A 22869-nucleotide genomic window follows, 5' to 3' on the forward strand; every position below is an offset into this window, starting at 1 on the left:
TCCGACGACAGAGAACCGCGAGGGCGACGGCCCTCACCCGTCGAGATAGCCGTCGATAACCGCAAGGAATGCCTCGCCGTAGCGTTCGCGTTTGCTTTCACCGATGCCGGGAATGTCGAGCAGTTCGTCGAAATCGCGCGGGCGCTCCTTGGCAAGCGCAATCAAGGTCGCGTCGGGGAAGACGACATAGGGCGGGACGTTCAACTCTTTGGCGATCGAGAAGCGCTCGGCGCGGAGCAGTTCGAAGAGTTCGAGATCGGAGCCGGCCAGATCGGCCCGTTCGCGTTGCGCACCCGACTTCGCTCCACGCGCGGCCTTGCCCGACGTCGGTCGGTCCTTGCGGAACAGCACCTGGCGCTCGCGCTTGAACACCGCGCGTGCCTCCGGTTCGAGCTTTATCGCCCCGAAGGCCGTATGATCGACACTGACAAGTCCCGCCGCCAGCAATTGGCGGAAGACCGATTGCCAGGTGCGAGCCGGCAGGTCCTTGCCAGCGCCGAAGACCGGCATGTCGACATGGCCGAAACGCTCGGTCTTCTCGTTGACCGTGCCCATCAGCACATCGACCACATGACCGGTGCCGAAACGCTCGCCGGTGCGATAGACCGCCGCCAGCGCCTTGATCGCCGCTTCCGTCCCGTCCCAGGTCTCGACCGGTTTCAGGCAGGTATCGCAATGGCCGCAGCGGCCGGGATGGGCCTCGCCGAAATGCGCGAGGATCGCCTGGCGGCGGCAGCCGGCGGTCTCGCAGATCGCAAGCAACGCGTTGAGCTTGCCGCGCTCGATGCGCTTGATGTCGTCGGCAGCTCCCCCCTCGTCGATCATCCGGCGGCGCTGCAGCACGTCGGCCATGCCATAGGCCATCCAGACCTCCGACGGCTGGCCGTCGCGCCCCGCACGCCCGGTCTCCTGGTAATAGGCCTCCACCGATCCCGGCAGATCGAGATGGGCGACGTAGCGCACGTCGGGCTTGTCGATGCCCATGCCGAAGGCGACGGTCGCAACGAGGCAGAGGCTCTCTTCCTTGAGGAACGCATCCTGGTGCTTGTCTCGAAGCGTCCGGTCCATGCCCGCATGATAGGGCAATGCCCTAATGCCCTGCGCATTCAGCCATTCGGCCGTATCTTCGACCTTGGCGCGCGACAGGCAATAGACGATACCGGACGCACCCTTGAAGCGGGAGAGAAAGCGCAGCAATTGTTGCCGCGGCTGGTCGCGCTCGACGATTTCATAGGCGATGTTCGGCCGGTCGAAGCTGGTGGTAAAAACCTCGGCATTGTTGAGCGCCAGCCGCTCGACGATATCGTCGCGCGTATGCGGATCGGCAGTGGCTGTGAGCGCGATGCGCGGCACGCCGGGGTAGCGCTCGGCAAGCAGCCCGAGCGCGCGGTACTCGGGGCGGAAGTCATGGCCCCACTGCGAAACGCAGTGCGCCTCGTCGATGGCAAAAAGCGCGATGCGGGCATTGCCGATGAGATCGGAAAACCCATCGGTCACGGTCCGCTCCGGCGTCACATAGAGAAGGTCGAGCGTGCAGTCGTGGATCTGCCGGCGCACGGCGATCGCCTCCTCGCGCGTCAGCGACGAGTTCAGCGCCGCCGCATTGACGCCGAGCTGTTTCAGCGCTTCCACCTGGTCGCGCATCAGCGCGATCAGCGGCGAGACGACGACACCCAGCCCGGGGCGGCAGAGCGCCGGGATCTGGAAGCAGAGCGACTTGCCGGCGCCGGTCGGAAAGAGAACGACCGCATCGCCGCCAGCGGTCACATGCTCGACCACTTCCTGCTGCTTGCCGCGAAAGGCGGAATAGCCATAAACGCGCTTCAGCACGTCGAGCGGTGCCTGGCCGGCTTCGTCGAAGAGCTGGCTGGCAGCGCTTCTTGAGGGCGTCGCCCTTTCGACGAACTCCATCACATCTCCTTCGGGAATCAGCTTGCGCCATCATGGCCACATGCGCAGGCAATGCCATAGCCCTTGCCGCAACTGAAGAGACAAGGTCTGTTTTTCCCCGAAGGCCCTGCTGCGCTTCATCGGGGATTGCCCGGTTTGCCAGCTTGACCTTGATAACACATCAGTACTTTAGTGACCCGCAAAAATCAGGAAGTCACCATGGCGAACATTCTCGCGGCGAGCGGCGGCGTCAAGCAGGTCATTTGCATCAACTGGGGTACGAAGTACGGCGCACCGTTCATCAACCGGCTCTACGCCATGGTGGCGCGTAACATCACCCCACCCTTCACCTTCACCTGCTTCAACGACAATTTCGAAGGGTTGCGTCCGGAAATTCTCTGCGAGGACCTGCCGCCGCTGGACATCGGCGAAATGCCCAAGAACACGCCCGGCATTTGGCAGAAGTCGCGGCTCTGGGGGCCGAAGCTCGGCAATCTCAAGGGCCCCGTCCTGTTCCTGGACCTCGACCTGGTCATCGTCGGATCGCTCGATGGTTTCTTCGAGCAGGGGGAACCGGACGACGTCATCCTCGCCCGCAACCAAACGACGCCGTTCGAGCGCCTCGGCCAGACCTCGATTTTCCGCTTTCCGGTCGGCAAGCTGGTGCCATTGCAGGAGAGGTTCCGCGCCGACCCGCAAGGCATTGCCGACGAGTACCGTTTCGAACAGCGCTTCGTCACGCGCAATGCGCCGGGCGGAGCCAAACTCTTCCCCCGCCGCTGGGTCTTGCATTTCCGGCAGGACTGCCGCCGGCCGTTTCCGCTCAACTACTTCCTGGCGCCGCGCCTGCCGAAGGACGCACGCGTCGTGCTTTTCCCGCGCAACATCCTGCCGCAGCATGCGATCGAGGGGCGCTTCGGCAAGAAGGACAAGGTCTCCACGCCGCTCGGCCATATCCTCGGGCTGTTTGCATCCGACCGTTACGAGAAGAATGCGTTTCGCTACCTGCGCCACTACATTCGCCCATCGCCGTGGGTGGCCGAACATTGGCGCGAATAGTCGAGACCTCGTCGAGAACAAGCCTGCTTTCGCCGTGCGGGCCGGAAAAACCCAGCTGCTAGCGCGCCGCCGGCCCCTTCACGCGGCCTGACAGCACGCCGAAGCCCTCGATGATCGCTTCCTGGTTTTCAAGCCGCGTCACTTCGTGCTGCACCTCCTGAAGCGTGCGCAGCAACTGCGGCACCGCTTCGAGGTCGCCCTCCTCGGTCGCATAGGCCAGTTCACGCTCAAGCTCGCGCACCTGCCAATGCAATGCCTTCGAGCGTTGATGCAGCGCCAGCGCCTGCAGATAGCCTTCGCGGGCGTCCTCAGGCGCAGCCGCCGTCGTCGCCGTCCAGAGCCTGGCATAGCGGATCTGCTGGTCGATCGCGGTAATCAGCGCGCCAAACCCCTCGCCCTGCAACTGTTCGAGCAGATCGTCGCGGTTGAGCCGTGGCCCCTGCGCGGCCGCAGCATTCAACACCGCCGCCCAGCAGCGCTGCAACTCGCGGTGATCGAACTCGATCGTCGAGATCTCGTCATACTCGTCGAACAGCAATTGCGGGTGGTTGACGATCGTAAGCGCCAGCACGCTCTCTCTCAGAAGCGGGGCCACCTGTTGTCCGCTGACCAGCGTCGAACGCGCCAGCCGATCGGAGATCGCCGTCGGCCCGCTCGCATTCGGTCCCCGTGGCTGACCGGTGCCACGCCCTCCGCCGCCCTGCCGGCCGCCACGCTCGAAGGGACGCCGCTCGCCCCGCCCTGCTCCTGACGATTGCAGGAAGGCGTGCAACCGGTCACGCATGTCCTGGCCATAGTGCCGGCGCACGCTTTCGTCGGCGATCACGGATGTCACCTGCTTCAGCCGCGCTTCGAGCTCGGCGCGCTTTTCCGGCGTATCGAAGGCACCGCCCTGGACCTCGCGCTGCCAGACCATCTCGGCGAGCGAACGGGCATTGGCAAGCACCTTGTCGAAGGGCCCGCGGCCCTCCTGGCGCACGAGATCGTCCGGGTCCTTGCCGTCGGGAAGCATGGCGAAGCGGACCGAACGGCCGGGCTTCAAGTGCGGCAGCGCCAGGTCGACGCCGCGGTTGGCGGCGCGAATGCCCGCCCCGTCGCCGTCGAAGCAGAGCACCGGCTGCGACGTCATCTTCCACAAGAGATCGAGCTGGTTTTCGGTGAGCGCCGTGCCGAGCGGTGCAACGGCGTTTTCGACACCTGCCTGGTGCAGCGCGATCACGTCCATATAGCCTTCGACGGCGATGATCGTTCCGGCCGCATCGTCGCCGCCGGCGTCGCGGGCGCCGCCTTGCGAAGCACGGCGCGCGCGGGCGAAATTGTAGAGAACGTTGCCCTTGTGGAAGAGCTCCGTCTCGTTGGAATTGAGGTACTTGGCCGGCGCGTCCGGTGACATGGCCCGACCACCGAACGCGATGACCTTTTCGCGCGACGACAGGATCGGGAACATGATGCGGTCGCGGAACCGGTCGTAGGAAACCGGCACGTCCGGCCCGTGCACGACAAGCCCACAGGCCTCGATCTGTTCCTTGGAGACGCCCTTGCCGGCGAGATGTTCCTTGAGCGCATTGCGGCTGTCGGGCGCGTAGCCCAAACGGAAGGTCTCGATCGTGCGCCCCGTAAGCCCGCGCTCGCGCAGATAGGCGCGCGCCTTGGCGCCACCCGCCGTCTGAAGCTGGTCCTCGAAATACGCGGTCGCCATTTCCATCACGTCGAGCAGGCTCGTGCGTTCCTTCTCCCGGCGCTCGGCCTGCGGATCCGGCTGCGGCATGGCAACGCCCGCCATGTCGGCGACCTGCTGTACGGCTTCCGGAAAGCTCAGGCCTTCGAGATCGGTGAGAAAACGGAAATGGTCGCCCGAGACACCGCAGCCGAAGCAATGGTAGCGGCCCTTGCGGTCCTCGCAGTGAAAGCTCGGCGACTTCTCACCGTGAAAGGGGCAGCAGGCCCAATAGTCGCCGCGCGAGACGTTGGTCTTGCGCCGATCCCAGGTAACGCGCTTGGCAATCACGTCCGAAATCGGAACGCGATCGCGTATCTCGTCAAGAAAGGACTGTGAAAAGCGCATGGATACCTCTGGTCGATCCTCCATATAGGCGGCATGGCCGGCGGGCGCTACAACGGTGATCCTGCTTGCACGCTATTCACAGGAGCGAAACGGGAATCGCACGCCGAATCACCAATCAAAAGTTGTGTATGAATATTTTCTAAAGACCAAAAGTAGCGCTTGACACCCCTTTAACGAAAAGGATCAATTCGCCGTCTCGAATTGGATCACTTGCCATGGCCGTTTCCGTCAAAGTGCTCGCCTCCACTCCGGCTTTCTTCAGCGCGGTGCTGAGCTATGCGCGCGGCATGGTGGAGATGTATGCGGCAAACCCACGGCTCGCCTCGATCTTTGCCTCGCAGCAACGCTGGCTGATGGCCCAATCCGGCCTTGCGCTCTATCACGACCGCGATCCGGATGATTCCTCGAGCGGTCTCTACAGCGGCCGTTTCATCAACTATGCCGTCATGCACGGGATCGCCAGCCGCAACACCGCAGCATCCTTCGTGCAGGAAATGGTCGCCTACCGCTTCGCCCGCTACATCACGGTACAGCCGGACAAACGCAGCCGGCCGCTGGAGCCTACCGAGGCGGCACTCGACTATGTCTGGAAATGGATGCAGTCCCATCTGGCCATCCTCGACGCCTTCGACGGCCAGTCGCGGCTGGCGCGGCTCAACGAAGAGCAGCACCGGTTCGGGCGGCTGCAGGCCGCGGTCGCCCAAGCGCTCGTCGGCAACGACACGGTCCGTCGTCCAGGCCCGACCTTCGACCTCTTCACCTGGGTCAATTCCGGCGGCGTGGTGATGGACGATCTCTTCTCGCGCATCGGCGACTTCGACCCCGAGGCGGAGCGCCACGCGATCGGGCCGGTTTCGCCGAGCGATCTCAGCGAACGCTTCATCATCTCCAAGACCCACCTCAAGCGGATCTTCGACAAGGCAGCGCTTTTGGGAAATATGGGGTGGGAGCGGACGCCCGGTCGCGGCGCGGTCTGGCTGTCGAAAGCCTTCATTCGCGAATACTGGGATTACCAGGCGGAGAAGTTCGCCCTGATCGATCGCGCATTCGAGGCGACGTTTCCGGCGAGAGCCGAGATGGCGACGCCCGTCCTATCGCGACGGGCGCCGGCACTCACTTGAGCGGAGCTACTTGAGCAGTTCCTTCACCAGGCCCGAGGCCTTGGCGAAGTCCATCTGGCCGGGATAGCGCTCCTTGAGCACGTTCATGCACTTGCCCATGTCGCGCAGGCCATGTGCGCCGGTTTCGGCGATGACCGAGGCGCAGAGTTCCTTCACCCTGGCTTCCGGAAGCTGGGCCGGCAGGAACCGATTGATGATGACGATTTCCTCACGCTCCTGCGCGGCAAGCTCCGGCCGGCCGGCGTCGTCGTAGATACGAGCCGATTCTTCGCGCTGCTTGATCATCTTGGCGAGGATCTGCAGGATGTCGTCATCGCTGACCGGGTCCTTGCCGAGGCCCCGATTGGCAATGTCCCGATCCTTGATCGCCGCCTGGATCAGCCGCACGGTCGAGGTACGCCGTGCGTCCTTGGCTTTGAGGGCTTCCTTCAGTGCGTCAGCGAACAGGTCGCGCATGTCTATACTCCATGTCGAAACCGGCCCGCGGTGCTCTGCCCGGAACCGGTTCGAAACCATTATTGTTGTCGTCGTCTTAAACCAGTGTGACAGGTGCAATCAAACGGAATACGCAACCGCTTGAATTATAAGGAATTTTATTTCCAGACAATTCACAGCGGCTGGTTGACCCGGTTAAGCGCTTTGGGTATTTTCCCGCACCTGCACAACATCGGCATGAGAGCACTTTTCCGCGGGGTCTCCGCGCGTCCATGCCTGAGCAAAGAAATGGCGATCGACTGCCGGGCTTTCAAGCCCCCGCGCTCCACGCCGCAACGGGATAGGAACGATGACCGCGACACCCGCATGGACCACTGAAAAACCAACCGCACTGCTCGTTCTGGCCGACGGCACCGTGATCGAGGGCAAGGGCATCGGCGCAACCGGCAAGGTGCAGGCGGAAGTCTGCTTCAACACGGCGTTGACCGGCTACCAGGAAATCCTCACGGACCCCTCCTATCTCGGCCAGATCGTCACCTTCACCTTCCCGCACATCGGCAACGTCGGCGCCAACGACGAAGACATCGAAGACCTGACGCCGGCAGCACGCCACGGCGCGGTCGGCGTCATCTTCAAGGCCGACATCACCGAGCCGTCGAACTACCGCGCCGCCAAGCACCTCGACGTCTGGCTGAAGGCCCGCGGCATCATCGGCCTTTGCGGCATCGACACCCGCGCGCTCACCGCCTGGATCCGCGAAAACGGCATGCCGAACGCCGTCATCGCCCACGATCCCTCGGGCGTCTTCGATATCGACACGCTGAAGGCCGAAGCCAAGGCCTGGAGCGGCCTTGAAGGCCTCGACCTCGCCAAGGTCGCGACCTCCGGCCAGTCGTCGCGCTGGGACGAGCAGCCCTGGGTCTGGAACGAAGGCTATTCGACGCTCGGCGAAACCGACGCGGCCTACCACATCGTTGCGCTCGACTACGGCGTGAAGCGCAACATCCTGCGCCTCTTTGCCGGCCTCAATGCCCGCGTCACGGTCATGCCCGCCACGACCAGTGCCGACGAAGTTCTGGCGCAGAAGCCGGACGGCATTTTCCTGTCGAACGGCCCCGGCGACCCGGCAGCAACCGGGAAATACGCAGTGCCGGTCATCCAGGACCTCTTGAAGACCGATATTCCGCTCTTTGGCATCTGCCTCGGCCACCAGATGCTGGCGCTGGCACTCGGCGGCAAGACCGAGAAGATGCACCAGGGCCACCACGGCGCCAACCACCCGGTCAAGGACCACACCACGGGCAAGGTCGAGATCGTCTCGATGAACCACGGCTTCGCGGTCGATTCGAAGTCGCTGCCACAGGGTGTTGATGAGACTCACATTTCGCTCTTCGACGGCACCAATTGCGGCCTGCGCGTCGCCGGCAAGCCGGTGTTCTCGGTCCAGCACCACCCGGAAGCCTCCCCCGGCCCACAGGACAGCCACTACCTCTTCCGCCGCTTCATGAACCTCGTGCGCGAGAAGAAGGGCGAACCGGCCCTCGCCGAACGCTGAGCGACCGATCGAGACAAGCTTCCAGGGCCCGCTTAGAGCGGGCCTTTTCTGTTCGAGCGTGCGCCTTCGTTGCCGCCGAGCTCACCCTTCCTGCAGATGCGCGACGATGAAGTCGACGACGGCACGAACCGACGGCAGCTGTCCACGCCGGTGCGGCATCAACAGCGTCGTCGTCACGCTGCCGGCCTCCCAGTCCGCAAGCACGCGCACGAGACTTCCGGCTTCGATTGCCGCCCGACAGATCTTCCTCGGCAACGCCGTGATGCCAAGACCGGAGACGGCAGCCTCGAGCAACACGTTGGATTCGTCCGCGAGGAACCGCGGCATTGGCCGAACCCTGACGACCACGCCCGCATCGTTGCGCATCGTCCATCCCTCTGCACTCAACGAGGCGAGCAGCCCGTCGTGACGCGAAAGGTCGCTGGGCTCGCGCGGATGCCCGCTGCTTTCCAGATAGGCCGGCGCTGCCACCAGGAGGATCGCATCCGTTGCCACCCGCCGCTGTACCATGCCGGAATCGGGCAACGGCGCGAAGTGATCGCGCACAGCGATATCGAAGCCCTCCTGCACCACATCGACGAAACGGTCCGTCGCGTGCAACATCACCTTCATCTTGGGATAGGTCTTCGCCAGCGGCGGCAGCAGCCCGGCCAGCATCATCTGTGCCGTCGGCACCGAGGCGGTGATCCTGACCGTGCCGCTCGGCTCGGCAAGGCGGCCCTTGACGATGGCTTCGGCCGCCTCCGCCTCTATCAACATCGCCGAGGCATGCCGGTAGAAATCCTCGCCGATCTCCGTCACGGCGAAGCGGCGCGACGTTCGGTTGATCAGCCGGACACCAAGCGTCTTTTCCAGCTCGGCCACGCGCTTGCTCAGCGTCGATTTCGGTACGTTCAGCGCCCGCGCCGCCGGCGCGAACCCCTTGTGATCGACCACATGGACAAAGACGATGAAGTCGTTGAGATTGCGCATCACGGTCCCCAATGTCTGCAAATGTGAACGATACATCCACATTTGCCCATCTTACGCAACATCGTCCATGAAACTATCTCTTTCTCATCGAAGCCTGATATCGAAGGAAGAGAGACAATGGGTATCTATCAAGACAAGAAAGCCGTGGTCATCGGCGGCACGCATGGCATGGGCCTGGCGACGGTCGAGCGTCTCGTCAACGGCGGCGCCGAGGTGCTCCTGACCGGAAACAACGAAGAGAACCTCGCCCGGATCCAGCGGCGCTTCGGCGACCGCGTTCATGCGGTAAAATCGGATATCGCCGACCTCGGCGAGATCGCCGTGCTCGGGGCGACGGTCGGCCAGAAGCTGGGTTCGATCGACCTCCTGCACGTCAACGCCGGCACATCGCTGCTCGAGCCCTTCGACCAGGTGACGGAAGCATCCTACGATCGCCAGTTTACCATCAACACCAAGGGCGCCTTCTTCACCGTCCAGCGGCTGGCGCCTCTGATCCGCGACGGCGGCTCGATCGTCTTCACCTCGTCGGTTGCCGATGTCGGCGGCCATCCGGGAATGGCGGTCTATAGCGGCAGCAAGGCGGCGCTGATCTCGTTTGCCTCCGTCTTTGCCGCCGAGCTTCTGCCGCGCGGCATTAGGGTGAACTCGGTCAGCCCCGGCTTCATCGATACGCCGACCAAGGGCGTGGCAGGCGTCACCGACGCCGAGCGCGCCGAGTTCAAGGCGCTCGGCGATGCGATCACGCCGATGGGGCGCAACGGCACGGCGGACGAAGTCGCCCGCGCCGTACTGTTCCTCGCCTTCGACGCCACCTTCACCACCGGCGCACGCCTGACCGTCGATGGTGGCCTTGGCCAGCAATTGTCGCCTGCCGCCTGACGCGGTCCGGAGCGGAGAGACAACATGTCCAGATCCATCTCGATCATCGGGATCGGCGCCATGGGCGCAGCCCTTGCCGGCGCCCTCATCGATGCGGGCAATGCCATCACCGTCTGGAACCGCAATCCGGCGCGGGCAGACGCTCTCATTGCCCGTGGCGCCCGCCGGGCAGCAACGGTCGCCGGGGCCATTGCGGCCGGCGACATCCTCATCCTGTGCCTCACCGACTACACCGCCGTCGAAATGACGCTGGTGGACGTCGGCACTGCCATTGCCGGCAAGACAGTCGTCAATCTCACCAATGGTCGTCCGGACGAAGTCCGGGCGGTCGCCGCCCGGCTTGGTGGACTTGGCGCGCGCTATCTCGACGGCGGCATCATGGCAACGCCGCCGATGATCGGCACGCCGCACGCCTTCGTTCTCTATAGTGGGGACAGCGCTGCATTCAGGGATGCCGAGGAACAACTCGCTGCTTTCGGCCAAAGCCACTATCTCGGCGAGGATCCTGTTCTCGCCGCGGTCAGCGACCTCGCCTTGCTGTCGGCGATGTACGGTCTCTTCGGCGGCTATCTGCACGCAACCGCGCTCGCCGGTAGCGTCGGCTTCACCGCCAAGCAGTTCCTGCCGCTGGTCGAGCCCTGGCTTGCCGCGATGATGACGGCGCTGCCCGATTACGCCGAACGGATCGACAGCGGCGACCACGCCCGCGACGTGATGTCGAACCTTCAGATGCAATCGGTAGCAATCACCAACATCATCGCCGCAAGCCGCGGCCTGGGCATCGATCCGGCTTTCATGGAGCCGATTGAAAGGCTGGCGAAAAAGCGCCTCGCCGCCGGCTTTGGCAGCGACGAGGCCTCGGGCCTGATCGAGGCGATGCGGGGCAAATAGAGGCCGTCGCAGAGCTCCGGATGCAACTGCGCGCCGCAAGCAAGCGACAAGCAGATGGCCCGCGGTCGAAACGCCGCGGGCCATCTGCTTGTTGTTGACCCTCGGCCACCCTTCGCGCATCCTCAGCGCAACTGGAGGGTGACGATGATTACAGGTCCACAGTGCCGCGCCGCCCGAGCGCTGATCGAAATTTCGCGCGAGATGCTTTCGAGCTTTTCGGGCGTCGACGAAGAGACGATCCTCAGGTTCGAGCGAAAGCTGGAAAAACCGGCCGACGCGGTAATCCTGTCGTTGAAGCACGCGCTCGAAAATGCCGGCGCAGTGTTTCTGCCGGAGGGCGAACGCGGGATCGGCGTACGGCTGAAGTTCACCCGCTCGGAGGCGCGTCGACTCTCCATCCTCGAAAGCGAGGGCGGCGTCGTTGGCGACGACGAGGTTCCCGGCGCCTGAGAATGGAATCTGATTTCAAGGCCTTAGCCGGCTGACTTGAATCGGCATGGCCAGCCGTTGAATCGCTTTGCGAACGAAAAAACCCGCCGTTTCCGGCGGGTTTTTTGTTAGGTGCGGTTGTTCGCACTTACTTGCAGGCGGCGCAGAAGCGCTGGATGCGGCGGCAGGCTTCCTCGAGCTGGGCTTCCGACGTTGCATAGGAGATGCGGAAGTTCGGGCCGAGACCGAAGGCCGAACCGTGGACGACGGCGACGCCTTCGGATTCCAAGAGTTCGGACACGAAGTCTTCGTCCGTCTCGATGACCTTGCCCGACGGCGCGGTCTTGCCGATCAGGCCGGCGCAGGACGGGTAGACGTAGAAGGCGCCTTCCGGCGTCGGGCACGAGATGCCCTTGGCCTGGTTCAGCATCGACACCACGAGATCGCGGCGGCCTTCGAAGATCTTCTTGTTTTCGGGAATGAAGTCCTGGGTGCCGTTCAGCGCCTCGACGGCCGCCCACTGCGCGATCGAAGTCGCGCCCGAGGTCTGCTGGCCCTGGATCATGTCCATGGCCTTGATCAGCTGCAGCGGGCCGGCAGCATAGCCGATGCGCCAGCCGGTCATGGCATAGGCCTTGGAAACGCCGTTCATCGTCAGCGTGCGGTCATAAAGGCCGGGCTCGACTTCGACCGGGGTCGCGAACTTGAAGTCGCCATAGGTCAGGTGCTCGTACATGTCATCGGTGAGGATCCAGACATGCGGATGCTTCATCAGCACGTCGGTCAGTTCCTTGAGCTCGGCATGGCTGTAGGCAGCACCCGACGGGTTGGACGGCGAGTTGAAGATGAACCACTTGGTCTTCGGCGTGATCGCCTTGTCGAGGTCCTCGGCCTTGAGCTTGAAGTTGTTCTCCTGCTTGGTCGAGACGGTGACCGGGGTACCGCCGCACAGCGCCACCATTTCCGGGTAGGAAACCCAGTAGGGCGCCGGGATGACGACTTCATCGCCCGCGTTCAGGGTCGCCATGAAGGCGTTGAAAAGAATCTGCTTTCCACCGGTGCCGACGATCGTCTGGGCAGCCGTGTAGTCGAGGTTGTTCTCGCGCTTGAACTTCTTGGCGATGGCTTCGCGCAGTTCCGGGATACCGGAGACCGGCGTGTACTTCGTCTCGCCGCGATTGATCGCGTCGATGGCGGCCTTCTTGATATTGTCGGGCGTGTCGAAGTCCGGCTCTCCGGCGCCGAGGCCGATGACATCGCGGCCTTTCGCTTTCAGCTCACGGGCTTTCTGCGAAACGGCGATGGTGGCGGAAGGCTTTACACGGGAAAGGGCATCGGCAAGGAAGGCCATGGGTGAAGGTCCTGATCGTTTCGAGACGAGGTGATCGCTACGGAACTAAAAAGCCAGGCTCCATAGCGGTTAGGTCTATGTCGAAAGACGCCCGGTCTTGCAAGCGCCGGAACGGCAAAAACGCCGGAAACGCGGGCAAAAAGCGTTACCATGACAAAGTTTCATGAATGCGATCAGCATCGTCGATCGCAGGTCACGACACGGCGCGATGCATGATCGGCCGTCGAGCACTGCGAAAACGGATTGTGGCGCCCGTTTGAACGACCACGAAACGTAACGATCAGAAACGGTTGTTGATCGCGATTTATTCAAAAAAATCAGCGCAGTCCGCCGAATTTGCAAATGCCATAATTTAGCCACGACAACTGTCGCGGAACGCCGCAATTCCGTCGCGCAACAGCCGGCTTCCGGGCTTTTCCTCCGATGATCCGAACACATTCGCATTACGGGGGTTATGCAATGTTTCTCGACGACGAAATCGCTTCCATGAAGACACGGCAGAGCGAAGCACGCTGGGGCATGTATCTGGCGCTCGCGGCCCTTGCCGCCTGCATCCTGATGTTCATCGGGCTGATGACACAGGCCGCCGCGCAAACGGCTGATGCCAAGCCGCGGCAGATGGCGGGTTACGTTCGCCCCAACGACGTCGGCGCCGGCGCCCTGCTCTTCCCGTCGAAGGAACCGGGCTATTTCGTCGAGGCGCCGCGGCTTGCGACCGACGTCCAGATCGACGTCAACGGCCCGATCATGCGCACCCGCGTCACCCAGCGGTTCGAGAACCCGAGCAAGGGCTGGGTCGAAGGCACCTACGTCTTCCCCTTGCCCGAAGATTCGGCCGTCGATACGCTGAAGATGCAGATCGGCGACCGCTTCATCGACGGCCAGATCAAGCCGCGCCAGGCCGCCAAGGAAATCTACGAACAGGCAAAGGCCGAGGGCAAGAAGGCAGCACTTCTCGAACAGCAGCGCCCGAACATCTTCACCAACCAGGTCGCCAATATCGGCCCGGGCGAAACGGTGGTGGTGCAGATCGAGTACCAGAGCGCGGTGCGCCAGTCGAACGGTCTCTATTCTCTCCGTTTCCCGTTGGTCGTGGCGCCGCGCTACAATCCGCAGCCGATCGTCCAGACCGTCGATCTCGACAGCCGCACCGGTTACGCCGTCAGCGACCCGGTCCCGGATCGCGAGAAGATCGAAGCGCCGGTCCTCGACCCCAAGGAAAACGCCAGGATCAACCCCGTCACGCTGACCGTGAACCTCAAGGCCGGCTTTCCGCTCGGCGAAGTGAAATCCGGCTATCACGCGGTCGATATCGCCAGCCTCGACGATCTCAGCCGTCGGCTGACGCTGAAGGGCGACAGCGTGCCTGCGGACCGCGACTTCGAGCTCACCTGGAAGGCGATCGAGGGCAAAAGCCCCTATGCCGGCCTGTTCCGCGAGACGGTCGGCGGCAAGACCTATCTGCTTTCCTTCGTCACCCCGCCGGCCGCCGCAAGCGAGGCCGACGCCAAGCCGGTCAAGCGCGAGATCATCTTCGTCATCGACAATTCCGGCTCCATGGCCGGCCCCTCGATGGAGCAGGCCAAGGAGAGCCTGGCGCTGGCGATCTCCAGGCTGCAGCCCGAGGACCGCTTCAACGTCATCCGCTTCGACGACACCATGTCGGTGCACTTCCCCGAACTGGTCGAAGCGACGCCGGACAAGCGGGAAGATGCGATCGCCTATGTGCGCGGCCTGACGGCCGATGGCGGCACCGAGATGCTGCCGGCGCTGGAAGCGGCCCTTCGCACGCAAGGACCGGTTGAGGCCGGCGCCCTTCGCCAGGTGGTCTTCCTGACCGATGGCGCGATCGGCAACGAGACGCAGCTTTTCGACGAGATCCAGAAGAACCGCGGCGAAGCCCGCGTCTTCACCGTCGGCATCGGCTCGGCCCCGAACAGCCACTTCATGACCAAGGCCGCCGAATATGGCCGCGGCACCTTCACGCTGATCGGCTCGGAGAGCGAAGTCGCTGCGCGCATGGGCGAACTCTTCACCAAGCTCGAAAGCCCCGCCATGACGGATATCTCCGCCGCCTTCGAGGGGACATCGGCCGGCGACATCACACCCAACCCGATGCCCGATCTTTATCGCGGCGAGCCCGTGGTGCTGACGGCCGAACTCGATGGCACGGCCCCCGAAGGCAAGCTGCAGATCCTCGGCAAGGCCGGCGACCAGCCCTGGCGGGTGGAGATGGATATCGCCAAGGCTTCGACCGGCGAAGGCATCGCCAAGCTCTGGGCCCGCCGCAAGATCGACGACCTCGAAGCGAGCGCATCGACGATCGCCGACCCGGCGACGCTCGACAAGCGGATCGAGACGGTGGCGCTCGCCCACCATCTCGTCTCCCGCGTCACGAGCCTCGTTGCCGTCGACGCGACGCCATCGCGGCCCACCAACGAGAACCTCAGCGAAACGAAGCTGCCGCTCAATCTCCCCGCCGGCTGGGACTTCGGCAAGGTCTTCGGCGAGGCCCCTCTCGAAACCATCCCCGGCAAGGTCGACGAACGCGCCGCGCTCGAAAGCCGAACCAAGCTTGCGATGGTGACGGCCGACCGCATGCTCGCCGCACCGACGGCGCGGGCGGCCGGTCTGATCGCGGAAGCCAACAACCAGGTGTCCCTGCCGCAGACGGCAACAGAAGCGGACAAGCAGATCCTGATCGGCCTGATGCTGCTCGCCTTCGCGCTTCTTGCCGGCACGACCTTCGTCTTCTGGCGCGCGCCGATCGCCGCTGTCGTGCTTGCCGGAGTGCGCCGCCGTGGCCGCTGACAAGGATCAGTCTGAGCCACGGCCGGGCTTTCTCGCCCGCCTCTCGGCGGTCGAAACGATCGTGCTCGCGGTCATCGCGCTCATTGCCCTTGCCGGCTTGCTTCTGATCGGCAAGGGGTTCTACATGAAGGCCAAGGCCGAGGTCTCGCAGGTGCTGTTGAAGCGCACCTTCGAGGCGCAGCTTCATGGCAGCCCTGATGGTAAGCCCTGGCCCTGGGCCGATTTTCAGACGGCCGCCGAAATCTCGGCGCCACGGATCAACCGCTCGGCGATCGTTCTGGAAGGCGCAAGCGGCGAAGCGCTTGCCTTCGGGCCCGCCTGGCTGACGACGACGCCGCGCCCCGGCGACGAGGGTACCTCGGTCATTGCCGCCCATCGCGACACGCATTTTAGCTGGCTGAAGGACGTCAACCCTGGCGACCTCCTGGTGCTGACGCGCAAGGATGGCCGTCGCTTCCTGTTTCGGGCCGGCGAAAGCCGGGTTGCCCGCTGGGATGAAAGCGGCATCAACGCGTCCGCCAGCGGCCACCACCTGGCGCTCGCCACCTGCTGGCCCTTCGATGCGATCGAGCAGGGACCGATGCGCTACATCGTCGACGCCGAACTCATCGGCGAACAGCGCCCGGTGCCGCTGGCGACGGGCTCGATCTCCAAATAAACCGCTTTTGATCGGATGTGACTTGAACCGCTCCCTCGATCGCCCCAGCTTGCCCCTTGGACGAGTCTGTGTAGGAGAAGCGGAATGGGGCAAACGGGCGCTGGAACATCGGGATGGGCTGGCAAGCGGCCGAGTGCGGTCTCCATCCTGGCCCTCTCCGTTGCACTGGCAGCTTTCGCACCTGCGAGCGCACGCGCACAGGATGCCCGCGAGTTCCCGAGCGAGAACGGCACCCTGCGCGTCGAGACGCTCGCGACCGGGCTCGAACACCCCTGGTCGGTCGAGGCACTCCCCGATGGCGGCCTGATTATCAGCGAACGTCCGGGTCGGCTTAGGATCCTGCGCGACGGCAAGCTCTCGAAGCCGCTGACGGGCGTGCCAGAGGTCGCCGAGCGTGGCCAGGGCGGCCTGCTCGACATCGCGCTCGATCCCCGTTTCGCCCAAAACCGGACGCTCTACCTGACGATGGCCGCCAATGGCAAAGGCGGCTACGGCACTGCCGTCGTCCGGGCGAAACTCGCCGCAGACGGAACCGGCCTTACCGACGTCAAGGAACTCTTCCGGATGAGCAAGTTCACCGGCAAGGGCCAGCATTTCGGCTCGCGCATCGCCATTGCGCCCGATGGCAGCCTGTTCTTCGGCATCGGCGACCGCGGCGAAGGTGAACGGGCGCAGGACCCGCGCGATCATGCCGGCGCCATCCTGCACATCAATGCCGACGGCAGCATTCCCGGATCGAACCCCTATCGCGGCGGCACCGGCGGCCTGCCGGAGATCTGGTCGAAGGGCCACCGCAATCCGCAAGGCATCGCCTTCGACCCGAAAGACGGCACGTTGCTGACCGTCGAGCACGGCGCGCGCGGTGGCGACGAGATCAACAATCCGAAGGCCGGCCACAATTACGGCTGGCCTGTCATTACCTACGGCAAGGATTATTCCGGCGCCGAGATCGGCGAAGGCACGTCGAAAGAGGGCCTCGACCAGCCGCTCTTCTATTGGGATCCCTCGATCGCGCCGGGCGCGCTTGCCGTCTATCGCGGCAAGATGTTTCCCGAATGGGACGGCGACCTTCTGGTGGCGGCGCTGAAGTACCAGTTGCTCGCTCGGCTCGAACGCGACGACAGCGGCGCGATCGGCTCCGAGGAGCGGTTGTTCGATGGCGAATTCGGCCGGATCCGCGACGTCGTCGTGGCACCCGACGGCGCCTTGCTGATGGTAACGGACGAGGAAGACGGCGCCGTGCTCAGGGTCTCCAAGGCCGCAGCGCAATAGGCGGCGTCCGCCACCGGCTCACGACAGCCGGTCGCGCAGTTGGCGCCGGAACATGAATTTCAGCCCGGACCAGACCGCGTCGACCGCGCAAACCTTCACATCCACAAGGCCGAGCGGCAGGAAGACCTCGCGCAACAGGTCCTCCGTCAGTGTCGTCGGCCGTTTCGACGCCTTCTTCGGCCAGGAGATCCACAGCATGCCGTCCGGCTTCAACCTCGCAGCCAGCTTCGGGGCCAGCGCTTCCAAAGCCGATCGCTCCGTTTCGAACACATGCGCATAATCGATGTCGCGCGCGGCCACCGCGCCGATCTCGGTCTCGCACCTCCGAAAGCCGGGAAAACCGCTGATCGCATCGAGCCCGGCTGGCACCCCGAGAAGCAGGGCTTCCTGCCCGTCCTTCAGCCCCAGCTTGCGCCCGAGCGGCGTGCCGGAATAGCCGGCATCGCTCATGGCCGCCGATCTCCGATGGGTGATTGGAGTTGAACCCCCTCCTCGGCGCCCTCTCCCGGCGCCGTGTCTCCGGCCGTTTTCATCGACGACAACTCCGCCCGACCTTGGCGACGATGAGCCTTGCCCGGCGAAAACGCAACTGCTAGACGCGCATGTCCGAGGAGAGAACGACATGACGCGCATTCAGGCCAATCTGCTGCTTTTGATTTCAGGCGCCATCTGGGGCGCCGGCTTCGTTGCACAGTCGACGGCCATGGATAAGATCAGCCCGCTGTGGTTCATCTCGCTGCGTTTCGCAATCGCGACACTGGTCGCCATGCCGCTCGCCATCATGGAAACGAAACGCGCGGCCGAGCCGATCAAGCTGACGACCGTGCGCAACTTCGTCTTCATCGGCCTGGCGCTCTTTGCCGGCGCCGTGACGCAGCAATTCGGCCTGCTTGACACCAGCGTCACCAATTCCGGCTTCCTCACCGGTCTCTACGTCGTCTTCGTCCCGGTCCTGACGGTGGTCTTCCTGCGCCGCAAGCCGCATTGGGTGATCTGGCCGGGGGCGCTGATGGCGCTGTTCGGCATTTTCCTCCTGAGCGGCGGCACGCTGTCGACGCTGACGGGTGGCGACTACCTGACCGTTGTCTGCGCCCTGTTCTGGGCGGTGCAACTGCTGCTCATCGGCCTGTTCGCGCCGAGCAGCGGCCGGCCGATGCTGTTGTCGATGACGCAGTTTGCCGTCTGCGCCGTGCTCGGCTTCGTCCTCGCCGTGACGACCGAGCCGCTGAGCTTTGCCGCCATCGAGGGCGCGCTCTTCGAAATCCTCTATGCCGGCATCTTTTCGAGCGGCCTCGCCTTCATTCTCCAGGTCGTCGGGCAGCGCTACACCACGGCGCCGCAGGCTGCGATCTTCCTGTCGAGCGAGGCGCTCTTTGCTGCCCTCTTCGGCGTTGTCCTGCTTGGCGAGGTCATCACCCCGATCGGCTATGCCGGCTGCGCCATCATCTTTGCCGCCATGCTGACGGTCGAGATCGTGCCGGAACTGACGAAGGGCCGCCGCGCCGCAGCCGCTGCCTGAGGGCGCCTCAAGGAACTATAAGCACCCACCTCCAAGACGCTGAACTGAGGCTTTACTTGCTATTGCTCAGGACAACAGGCCCGTTGCTTCGCAACGAAGGCGTGGCTTCGCCGTGCGTTTTCGCCCCGAAACGGTAGTTGTCGATTTTCTGCAAGAAATCTACGTAAGAAACCGCCGACATGAGAAGCCTCAAACATATCAGGGAGTTGCCGAAGGCATGCTTGATAAGCGATTGGCCCGCTCTGCCAGCGCTGCACGGGAAATCAGCGAAAACCACTCAATTTTGCAGCAATTGTTTTCAAAAAGCTGTGATTTCAACAGCTTGCGATATATTTTGCGCAGCGCCCCGCAAAGCCGCAAATGACCGATTTTTGAGCAATGACAAGACGCAATACCAATCCCGAAAAGTTTTGCTTGCCAATTCAAAATAAACCCATCAATCTTACTTCCGTTCGGGCAATCTGCGAACACGGGAAGATCTTGAAATAAAAGCGGGCCGGAGACGCAAAAACTCCGGGCGGCCAGACCGATGGGAAGCAGCGATGCGACCTTTCCTATGGCTGGCTGCGGTAACCAGGACCCTTTCCTCAAACGTCGAGACCTGCCTGCCAACGCCCATTCGGGCAAAACTGCAATGCTGCCCGTCCGTCAAACGGGTGGAGAGAAAAGGACCTGACGCATGGCCGAAACTGGCACTGTAAAATTCTTCAACACCGACAAGGGCTTTGGTTTCATCAAGCCTGACAACGGTGGTGCAGATATCTTCGTACACATTTCCGCAGTCCAGGCTTCCGGCCTGACCGGTCTGACGGAAAACCAGAAGGTAAGCTTCGACACCGAACCGGATCGCCGCGGCAAAGGCCCGAAGGCGGTCAACCTGCAGATCTCCGGCTAACGCCGTTTTCTGCTGACAGATTCCAAGTTGAAGCCCGGCATTCTTGCCGGGTTTTTTTGTTCAGGCTCGGTTCAGTTTGGCCGCGTTAACCTTCCTGCATCATGAAGACCGGGTTGATCCGGTCCATGCGAAGGATTGAAGCCAAATGAACAAGTTCATCAAAGCCGCCGTTCTCTCGATCGCCGCAGCCGCTATGGTCATCCCGACCTTTGGCGCCGCCGAGGCAGGCGGCCGGCATCACCACAACAATGACGACGCATGGGCAGCCGGTGCAGCAGGTCTCGTTGCCGGCGCTCTGATCGGCGGCGCGATCGCTTCTCAGCCGCGTTACAACGGCGGCTACAACGAGCGCGTCTACATCGATCCGGAACCGGAATACGATTACTACGAGCCGCGTCCGGTCTATCGCCCTCGCCCGGTCTACCAGGCACGCCCTGTCGTCGTCGACAGCTACGGCGGCGGTTACCGATCGCTCGAGCCCTGGACCCCGTCCTGGTATCGCTACTGCGCCCAGCGCTATCGTTCGTTCAACCCGGATAGCGGCACCTTCCGCGGCTATGACGGTCGCAGCTACTTCTGCACCGCAGGCTGATCAGCACGGCGCATGAATCGAAAAGCCCATGTCTTGATAGAGACATGGGCTTTTTTCATGCGCGTGTTCGGGGGCTCAGAGCCCGCGCAGATAGGGATTGGTGCGGCGTTCCTCGCCGATCTGGCCGCCCGGGCCATGGCCACAGATGAAGCCGACGCTATCGCCGAGCGGCAGGATCTTGTCGCGGATCGAATCGAGCAATTGCTGGTGATTGCCGCCGGGCAGGTCGGTGCGGCCGATCGAACCGCGAAAAAGCACGTCGCCGACATGGGCGAAGTTCTGTGCCCGGTTGAAATAGACCACGTGGCCCGGCGCATGGCCCGGGCAATGCAGGACTTCGAAGACATGGTCGCCGAAGGAGACGGTGTCGCCCTCTTCGAGCCAGCGATCGGGAATGACGTTCTGGACCTTCATTGCCAGACCGAAGCGCTCCGCCTGGCTCTCCAGCCTTTCGAGCAGCGGCAGGTCGTCCTTGTGCGGACCGATGATTTCGAGCCCGAGCGCGTCCTTCAGTTCCTTGGCGCCGCCGGCATGGTCGATATGGCCGTGGGTGATCCAGATCGCCTTCAGCGTGATGTCGTTTTCACGGACGGTCTGCAGGATGAGATCGACATCGCCGCCCGGATCGACGATCACGCCTTCCTTGGTCTCGCTGTCGAACAGCACGGTGCAGTTCTGCTCGAAATGGGTAACCGGGATGATGCCCGCCTGTAACATGCGCGTCTGCCTCTCTAGAGCATGTCGCGCAAAAGTGTGTGAGCGGTATTGCGATAACGACATGCGATAAATCAGGAACCTAAAGCGTAGGAAGCGAATCTGGAAGATCGCAACGCGCTTTGGGATCTCGTCATCTTCCTATAGCGGCAATTGACGGCGGTGACAGCGCCAATCAGCGAAGCGAGGCTATTTGCGGCGCAGACAGTTCGGGCGCCGGCCATTGCACGGTCGTCATCAGCAGCGCCGAAATCGCGATCTCGGCAGCGACGACGATCCGCACCACCGGCTTGAGGCTGCGCGCGGCGACGTTGGTCTGATCCGGCTGAGCATTCTGCATTGTGTCCCCTCTCCCGTCGCCTGTTCTCCTGGCGTGTCCTGCCCTCGGCGACGGCTGGAGAATGTCACAGCGTCATATTTCGTGACGTTCCCGGGGGAACATCCGCGCGCTTGCCGGCGTTTGGCCCTCGTCAATATAAGGAGAAACACAATGGTGAAGCTTACCCGCCCCCTGTTGCGAGCCGCTGCGGCCGCGGGTTTGGTGTTGGCGATCGGTACCCCGTCCGCCTTTGCAGCCATGACCGCGACCACGGTGACGGACCTGAATATCCGCACGGGTCCGGGCCCTCAATATCCGACAGTCGGCCTTGCGGCCCGCGGCAGCACCGCGGTTATCGACGGCTGCGTCGAAGGCAGCAAGTGGTGCCGCATCGATGTCGGCGGCGTGCGCGGCTGGGTCTACGCCCAGTATCTGACGACGGATCTTGGCGGCTCGGCCGTCGTGGTCCAGGAGCGTCGTGCCGACCTCGCCATTCCCGCGGTCACCTATGAAGTGCAGCCCAATGACCCCGTGATCGTCAGCAGCGGCGACGAATTGATCGGGCCGGTCGAACAGATCGACCCGATCGTGCCGCCGGACAACGTGCGGACCTACGTCACATCGAACCCCGGCGAGACCGTCTATCTCGACGGCGAGGTCGTCGTCGGTGCCGAACTGCCGCAGACCGTGGCCGTTCACCGCGTGCCCGATTACAGCTACGACTATGTCAGCATCAACGGCCAGCCCGTTCTGGTCGAGCCGGCAACGCGACGCATCGTCTACGTCTACCGCTAACAACCGAGACCTCCGGCAGCCATTCGGTTGCCGGAGCACCCCTGATCGCCTGAACTACCCTCCCTCGCCCTCCCGACGGCACGAATCATCCGCGGCAAGGCCAATGCCTGCAGCCGCCCCCGCCGCCGTCCTCATTTTCCCGCTTTGCCTGTAAGATATTGCCGTTGCCTAAAATCGAGCCATTTCAATTGGCTACGAAGCAGTCGCGGGAACGTCATTTCACTCAAATTGACAATAAACCAGAATAGGCTTCAACCTATTGATGCCGGATCATCGGCTTTTAGTGGCGCGTCCACGACGAGCCACGACACGGAGGGATCAATGGAAGCATTAATGCCTATCATTACCCAATTGATCGCGGGGGCGGCCGGCGGCAACGCGGCCAGCGCAGTGTTGAAGCAGCAGGCATTCGGTATCGTCGCACGCACCATCGTCGGCGCGATCGGAGGCCTCGGCGGCGGGTTCCTCATCCAGATGCTCGGCGGAGAAGCAGCCGCGACCGGTCTTGCCATGCAAGCCATCGGCGGCCTTGTCGGCGGCGGCGTGCTGAGCGGAATCGTCGGGCAGTTCTTGGGGAAGACCGCCTAATTCTGCGATCATATCCGTAGCAAGACAAAAGGCGGCCCCGGGGGCCGCCTTTTCTGCAT

The 22869-nt window shown here is 63.3% G+C and carries 23 protein-coding genes; 14 read left to right on the top strand and 9 right to left on the bottom strand.

What is annotated here, in order from left to right:
- Positions 1-33 precede the first annotated feature (33 nt).
- The gene (gene recQ / locus IB267_RS06425) at positions 34-1911 is read right to left on the bottom strand and encodes a DNA helicase RecQ (RefSeq protein WP_192446873.1); all 1878 of its coding nucleotides are present in this window, start codon (positions 1909-1911) and stop codon (positions 34-36) included.
- A 198-nt stretch (positions 1912-2109) separates the two neighbouring features.
- On the opposite strand from recQ, the gene IB267_RS06430 reads away from it, so the two are divergent.
- On the top strand, positions 2110-2949 hold the full coding sequence (locus IB267_RS06430) for a hypothetical protein (RefSeq protein ID WP_043624522.1): 840 nt from the start codon (positions 2110-2112) through the stop codon (positions 2947-2949).
- Between the two features lie 58 nt (positions 2950-3007).
- Here IB267_RS06430 and dnaG read toward each other — a convergent pair whose 3' ends face one another.
- Positions 3008-5014: a DNA primase gene (gene dnaG / locus IB267_RS06435; protein ID WP_192446874.1), complete on the bottom strand. Its 2007-nt coding sequence runs from the start codon at positions 5012-5014 to the stop codon at positions 3008-3010.
- A 215-nt stretch (positions 5015-5229) separates the two neighbouring features.
- Here dnaG and IB267_RS06440 point away from each other — a divergent pair, with 215 nt between their 5' ends.
- Positions 5230-6135: a hypothetical protein gene (locus IB267_RS06440; protein WP_246810555.1), complete on the top strand. Its 906-nt coding sequence runs from the start codon at positions 5230-5232 to the stop codon at positions 6133-6135.
- Positions 6136-6141: 6 nt separating this feature from the next.
- Here IB267_RS06440 and IB267_RS06445 read toward each other — a convergent pair whose 3' ends face one another.
- Complete coding sequence (locus IB267_RS06445; RefSeq protein WP_192446875.1) at positions 6142-6591, bottom strand: GatB/YqeY domain-containing protein; 450 nt, start codon at positions 6589-6591, stop codon at positions 6142-6144.
- A gap of 328 nt (positions 6592-6919) precedes the next feature.
- Here IB267_RS06445 and carA point away from each other — a divergent pair, with 328 nt between their 5' ends.
- Complete coding sequence (carA, locus tag IB267_RS06450) at positions 6920-8125, top strand: glutamine-hydrolyzing carbamoyl-phosphate synthase small subunit (protein WP_192446876.1); 1206 nt, start codon at positions 6920-6922, stop codon at positions 8123-8125.
- Positions 8126-8206: 81 nt separating this feature from the next.
- Here the strand turns inward: carA and IB267_RS06455 are convergent, their stop codons facing one another.
- Entirely contained in the window at positions 8207-9097 is an 891-nt protein-coding gene (locus IB267_RS06455) for a LysR substrate-binding domain-containing protein (RefSeq protein WP_192446877.1), read from the bottom strand.
- Positions 9098-9214: 117 nt separating this feature from the next.
- On the opposite strand from IB267_RS06455, the gene IB267_RS06460 reads away from it, so the two are divergent.
- From IB267_RS06460 to IB267_RS06470, 3 genes are all read left to right on the top strand, one after another.
- Positions 9215-9976 (top strand): SDR family oxidoreductase, encoded by a 762-nt coding sequence (locus IB267_RS06460; protein WP_192446878.1) that lies wholly within the window; start codon positions 9215-9217, stop codon positions 9974-9976.
- 24 nt (positions 9977-10000) lie between these two features.
- On the top strand, positions 10001-10867 hold the full coding sequence (locus tag IB267_RS06465; protein ID WP_192446879.1) for an NAD(P)-dependent oxidoreductase: 867 nt from the start codon (positions 10001-10003) through the stop codon (positions 10865-10867).
- Positions 10868-11011: 144 nt separating this feature from the next.
- Positions 11012-11317: a hypothetical protein gene (locus IB267_RS06470; RefSeq protein ID WP_043624500.1), complete on the top strand. Its 306-nt coding sequence runs from the start codon at positions 11012-11014 to the stop codon at positions 11315-11317.
- Between the two features lie 127 nt (positions 11318-11444).
- Here IB267_RS06470 and IB267_RS06475 read toward each other — a convergent pair whose 3' ends face one another.
- A complete protein-coding gene (locus IB267_RS06475) occupies positions 11445-12647 on the bottom strand; it encodes a pyridoxal phosphate-dependent aminotransferase (RefSeq protein ID WP_192446880.1) in 1203 nt (400 codons plus the stop codon).
- 459 nt (positions 12648-13106) lie between these two features.
- On the opposite strand from IB267_RS06475, the gene IB267_RS06480 reads away from it, so the two are divergent.
- From IB267_RS06480 to IB267_RS06490, 3 genes are all read left to right on the top strand, one after another.
- Positions 13107-15458: a marine proteobacterial sortase target protein gene (locus tag IB267_RS06480; protein WP_192446881.1), complete on the top strand. Its 2352-nt coding sequence runs from the start codon at positions 13107-13109 to the stop codon at positions 15456-15458.
- The gene (locus tag IB267_RS06485; RefSeq protein WP_371742519.1) at positions 15421-16116 is read left to right on the top strand and encodes a class GN sortase; all 696 of its coding nucleotides are present in this window, start codon (positions 15421-15423) and stop codon (positions 16114-16116) included. The genes IB267_RS06480 and IB267_RS06485 overlap by 38 nt, the downstream gene beginning before the upstream one ends.
- 84 nt (positions 16117-16200) lie before the next feature.
- Positions 16201-17388, top strand: a complete 1188-nt coding sequence (locus tag IB267_RS06490; protein ID WP_192446883.1) for a PQQ-dependent sugar dehydrogenase — start codon at positions 16201-16203, stop codon at positions 17386-17388.
- Positions 17389-17406: 18 nt separating this feature from the next.
- On the opposite strand, the gene IB267_RS06495 is transcribed toward IB267_RS06490, so the two are convergent.
- On the bottom strand, positions 17407-17838 hold the full coding sequence (locus IB267_RS06495) for a hypothetical protein (RefSeq protein ID WP_192446884.1): 432 nt from the start codon (positions 17836-17838) through the stop codon (positions 17407-17409).
- A 172-nt stretch (positions 17839-18010) separates the two neighbouring features.
- On the opposite strand from IB267_RS06495, the gene IB267_RS06500 reads away from it, so the two are divergent.
- Positions 18011-18907 carry a DMT family transporter gene (locus IB267_RS06500; RefSeq protein WP_192446885.1) on the top strand — a complete coding sequence of 299 codons (897 nt, stop codon included), beginning with the start codon at positions 18011-18013 and terminating at the stop codon, positions 18905-18907.
- Positions 18908-19105: 198 nt separating this feature from the next.
- On the opposite strand, the gene IB267_RS06505 is transcribed toward IB267_RS06500, so the two are convergent.
- A complete protein-coding gene (locus IB267_RS06505; protein ID WP_192446886.1) occupies positions 19106-19378 on the bottom strand; it encodes a hypothetical protein in 273 nt (90 codons plus the stop codon).
- Between the two features lie 208 nt (positions 19379-19586).
- On the opposite strand from IB267_RS06505, the gene IB267_RS06510 reads away from it, so the two are divergent.
- Both IB267_RS06510 and IB267_RS06515 read left to right on the top strand, forming a co-directional pair.
- Positions 19587-19802, top strand: coding sequence for a cold-shock protein (locus IB267_RS06510; protein WP_043618050.1), 216 nt, complete (start codon positions 19587-19589; stop codon positions 19800-19802).
- A 145-nt stretch (positions 19803-19947) separates the two neighbouring features.
- Entirely contained in the window at positions 19948-20394 is a 447-nt protein-coding gene (locus IB267_RS06515; protein WP_043618053.1) for a BA14K family protein, read from the top strand.
- A gap of 75 nt (positions 20395-20469) precedes the next feature.
- Here the strand turns inward: IB267_RS06515 and IB267_RS06520 are convergent, their stop codons facing one another.
- Together IB267_RS06520 and IB267_RS06525 are read right to left on the bottom strand one after the other, a co-directional pair.
- A complete protein-coding gene (locus IB267_RS06520; protein WP_192446887.1) occupies positions 20470-21111 on the bottom strand; it encodes an MBL fold metallo-hydrolase in 642 nt (213 codons plus the stop codon).
- A gap of 172 nt (positions 21112-21283) precedes the next feature.
- Positions 21284-21448, bottom strand: coding sequence for a hypothetical protein (locus IB267_RS06525; protein ID WP_192446888.1), 165 nt, complete (start codon positions 21446-21448; stop codon positions 21284-21286).
- Between the two features lie 150 nt (positions 21449-21598).
- Here IB267_RS06525 and IB267_RS06530 point away from each other — a divergent pair, with 150 nt between their 5' ends.
- A complete protein-coding gene (locus IB267_RS06530; RefSeq protein ID WP_192446889.1) occupies positions 21599-22222 on the top strand; it encodes a DUF1236 domain-containing protein in 624 nt (207 codons plus the stop codon).
- 321 nt (positions 22223-22543) lie between these two features.
- Complete coding sequence (locus IB267_RS06535; protein ID WP_043618063.1) at positions 22544-22810, top strand: hypothetical protein; 267 nt, start codon at positions 22544-22546, stop codon at positions 22808-22810.
- Positions 22811-22869: the final 59 nt, after the last annotated feature.

The organism is Ensifer sp. ENS09 (genome assembly GCF_014852425.1).
In the GTDB taxonomy this organism is placed as follows: domain Bacteria; phylum Pseudomonadota; class Alphaproteobacteria; order Rhizobiales; family Rhizobiaceae; genus Ensifer.

Excerpts from the sequence above, each read along its gene's own strand:
- IB267_RS06500 (WP_192446885.1), top strand. The coding sequence starts at position 18,011 with ATGACGCGCATTCAGGCCAATCTGCTGCTTTTGATTTCAGGCGCCATC.
- IB267_RS06460 (WP_192446878.1), top strand. The coding sequence starts at position 9,215 with ATGGGTATCTATCAAGACAAGAAAGCCGTGGTCATCGGCGGCACGCAT.
- IB267_RS06510 (WP_043618050.1), top strand. The coding sequence starts at position 19,587 with ATGGCCGAAACTGGCACTGTAAAATTCTTCAACACCGACAAGGGCTTT.
- recQ (WP_192446873.1), bottom strand. The coding sequence starts at position 1,911 with ATGGAGTTCGTCGAAAGGGCGACGCCCTCAAGAAGCGCTGCCAGCCAG.
- IB267_RS06455 (WP_192446877.1), bottom strand. The coding sequence starts at position 9,097 with ATGCGCAATCTCAACGACTTCATCGTCTTTGTCCATGTGGTCGATCAC.
- IB267_RS06470 (WP_043624500.1), top strand. The coding sequence starts at position 11,012 with ATGATTACAGGTCCACAGTGCCGCGCCGCCCGAGCGCTGATCGAAATT.
- IB267_RS06530 (WP_192446889.1), top strand. The coding sequence starts at position 21,599 with ATGGTGAAGCTTACCCGCCCCCTGTTGCGAGCCGCTGCGGCCGCGGGT.
- dnaG (WP_192446874.1), bottom strand. The coding sequence starts at position 5,014 with ATGCGCTTTTCACAGTCCTTTCTTGACGAGATACGCGATCGCGTTCCG.
- IB267_RS06495 (WP_192446884.1), bottom strand. The coding sequence starts at position 17,838 with ATGAGCGATGCCGGCTATTCCGGCACGCCGCTCGGGCGCAAGCTGGGG.
- IB267_RS06520 (WP_192446887.1), bottom strand. The coding sequence starts at position 21,111 with ATGTTACAGGCGGGCATCATCCCGGTTACCCATTTCGAGCAGAACTGC.
- IB267_RS06490 (WP_192446883.1), top strand. The coding sequence starts at position 16,201 with ATGGGGCAAACGGGCGCTGGAACATCGGGATGGGCTGGCAAGCGGCCG.
- IB267_RS06475 (WP_192446880.1), bottom strand. The coding sequence starts at position 12,647 with ATGGCCTTCCTTGCCGATGCCCTTTCCCGTGTAAAGCCTTCCGCCACC.
- IB267_RS06535 (WP_043618063.1), top strand. The coding sequence starts at position 22,544 with ATGGAAGCATTAATGCCTATCATTACCCAATTGATCGCGGGGGCGGCC.
- IB267_RS06480 (WP_192446881.1), top strand. The coding sequence starts at position 13,107 with ATGTTTCTCGACGACGAAATCGCTTCCATGAAGACACGGCAGAGCGAA.
- IB267_RS06440 (WP_246810555.1), top strand. The coding sequence starts at position 5,230 with ATGGCCGTTTCCGTCAAAGTGCTCGCCTCCACTCCGGCTTTCTTCAGC.
- carA (WP_192446876.1), top strand. The coding sequence starts at position 6,920 with ATGACCGCGACACCCGCATGGACCACTGAAAAACCAACCGCACTGCTC.
- IB267_RS06430 (WP_043624522.1), top strand. The coding sequence starts at position 2,110 with ATGGCGAACATTCTCGCGGCGAGCGGCGGCGTCAAGCAGGTCATTTGC.
- IB267_RS06525 (WP_192446888.1), bottom strand. The coding sequence starts at position 21,448 with ATGCAGAATGCTCAGCCGGATCAGACCAACGTCGCCGCGCGCAGCCTC.
- IB267_RS06465 (WP_192446879.1), top strand. The coding sequence starts at position 10,001 with ATGTCCAGATCCATCTCGATCATCGGGATCGGCGCCATGGGCGCAGCC.
- IB267_RS06515 (WP_043618053.1), top strand. The coding sequence starts at position 19,948 with ATGAACAAGTTCATCAAAGCCGCCGTTCTCTCGATCGCCGCAGCCGCT.
- IB267_RS06445 (WP_192446875.1), bottom strand. The coding sequence starts at position 6,591 with ATGCGCGACCTGTTCGCTGACGCACTGAAGGAAGCCCTCAAAGCCAAG.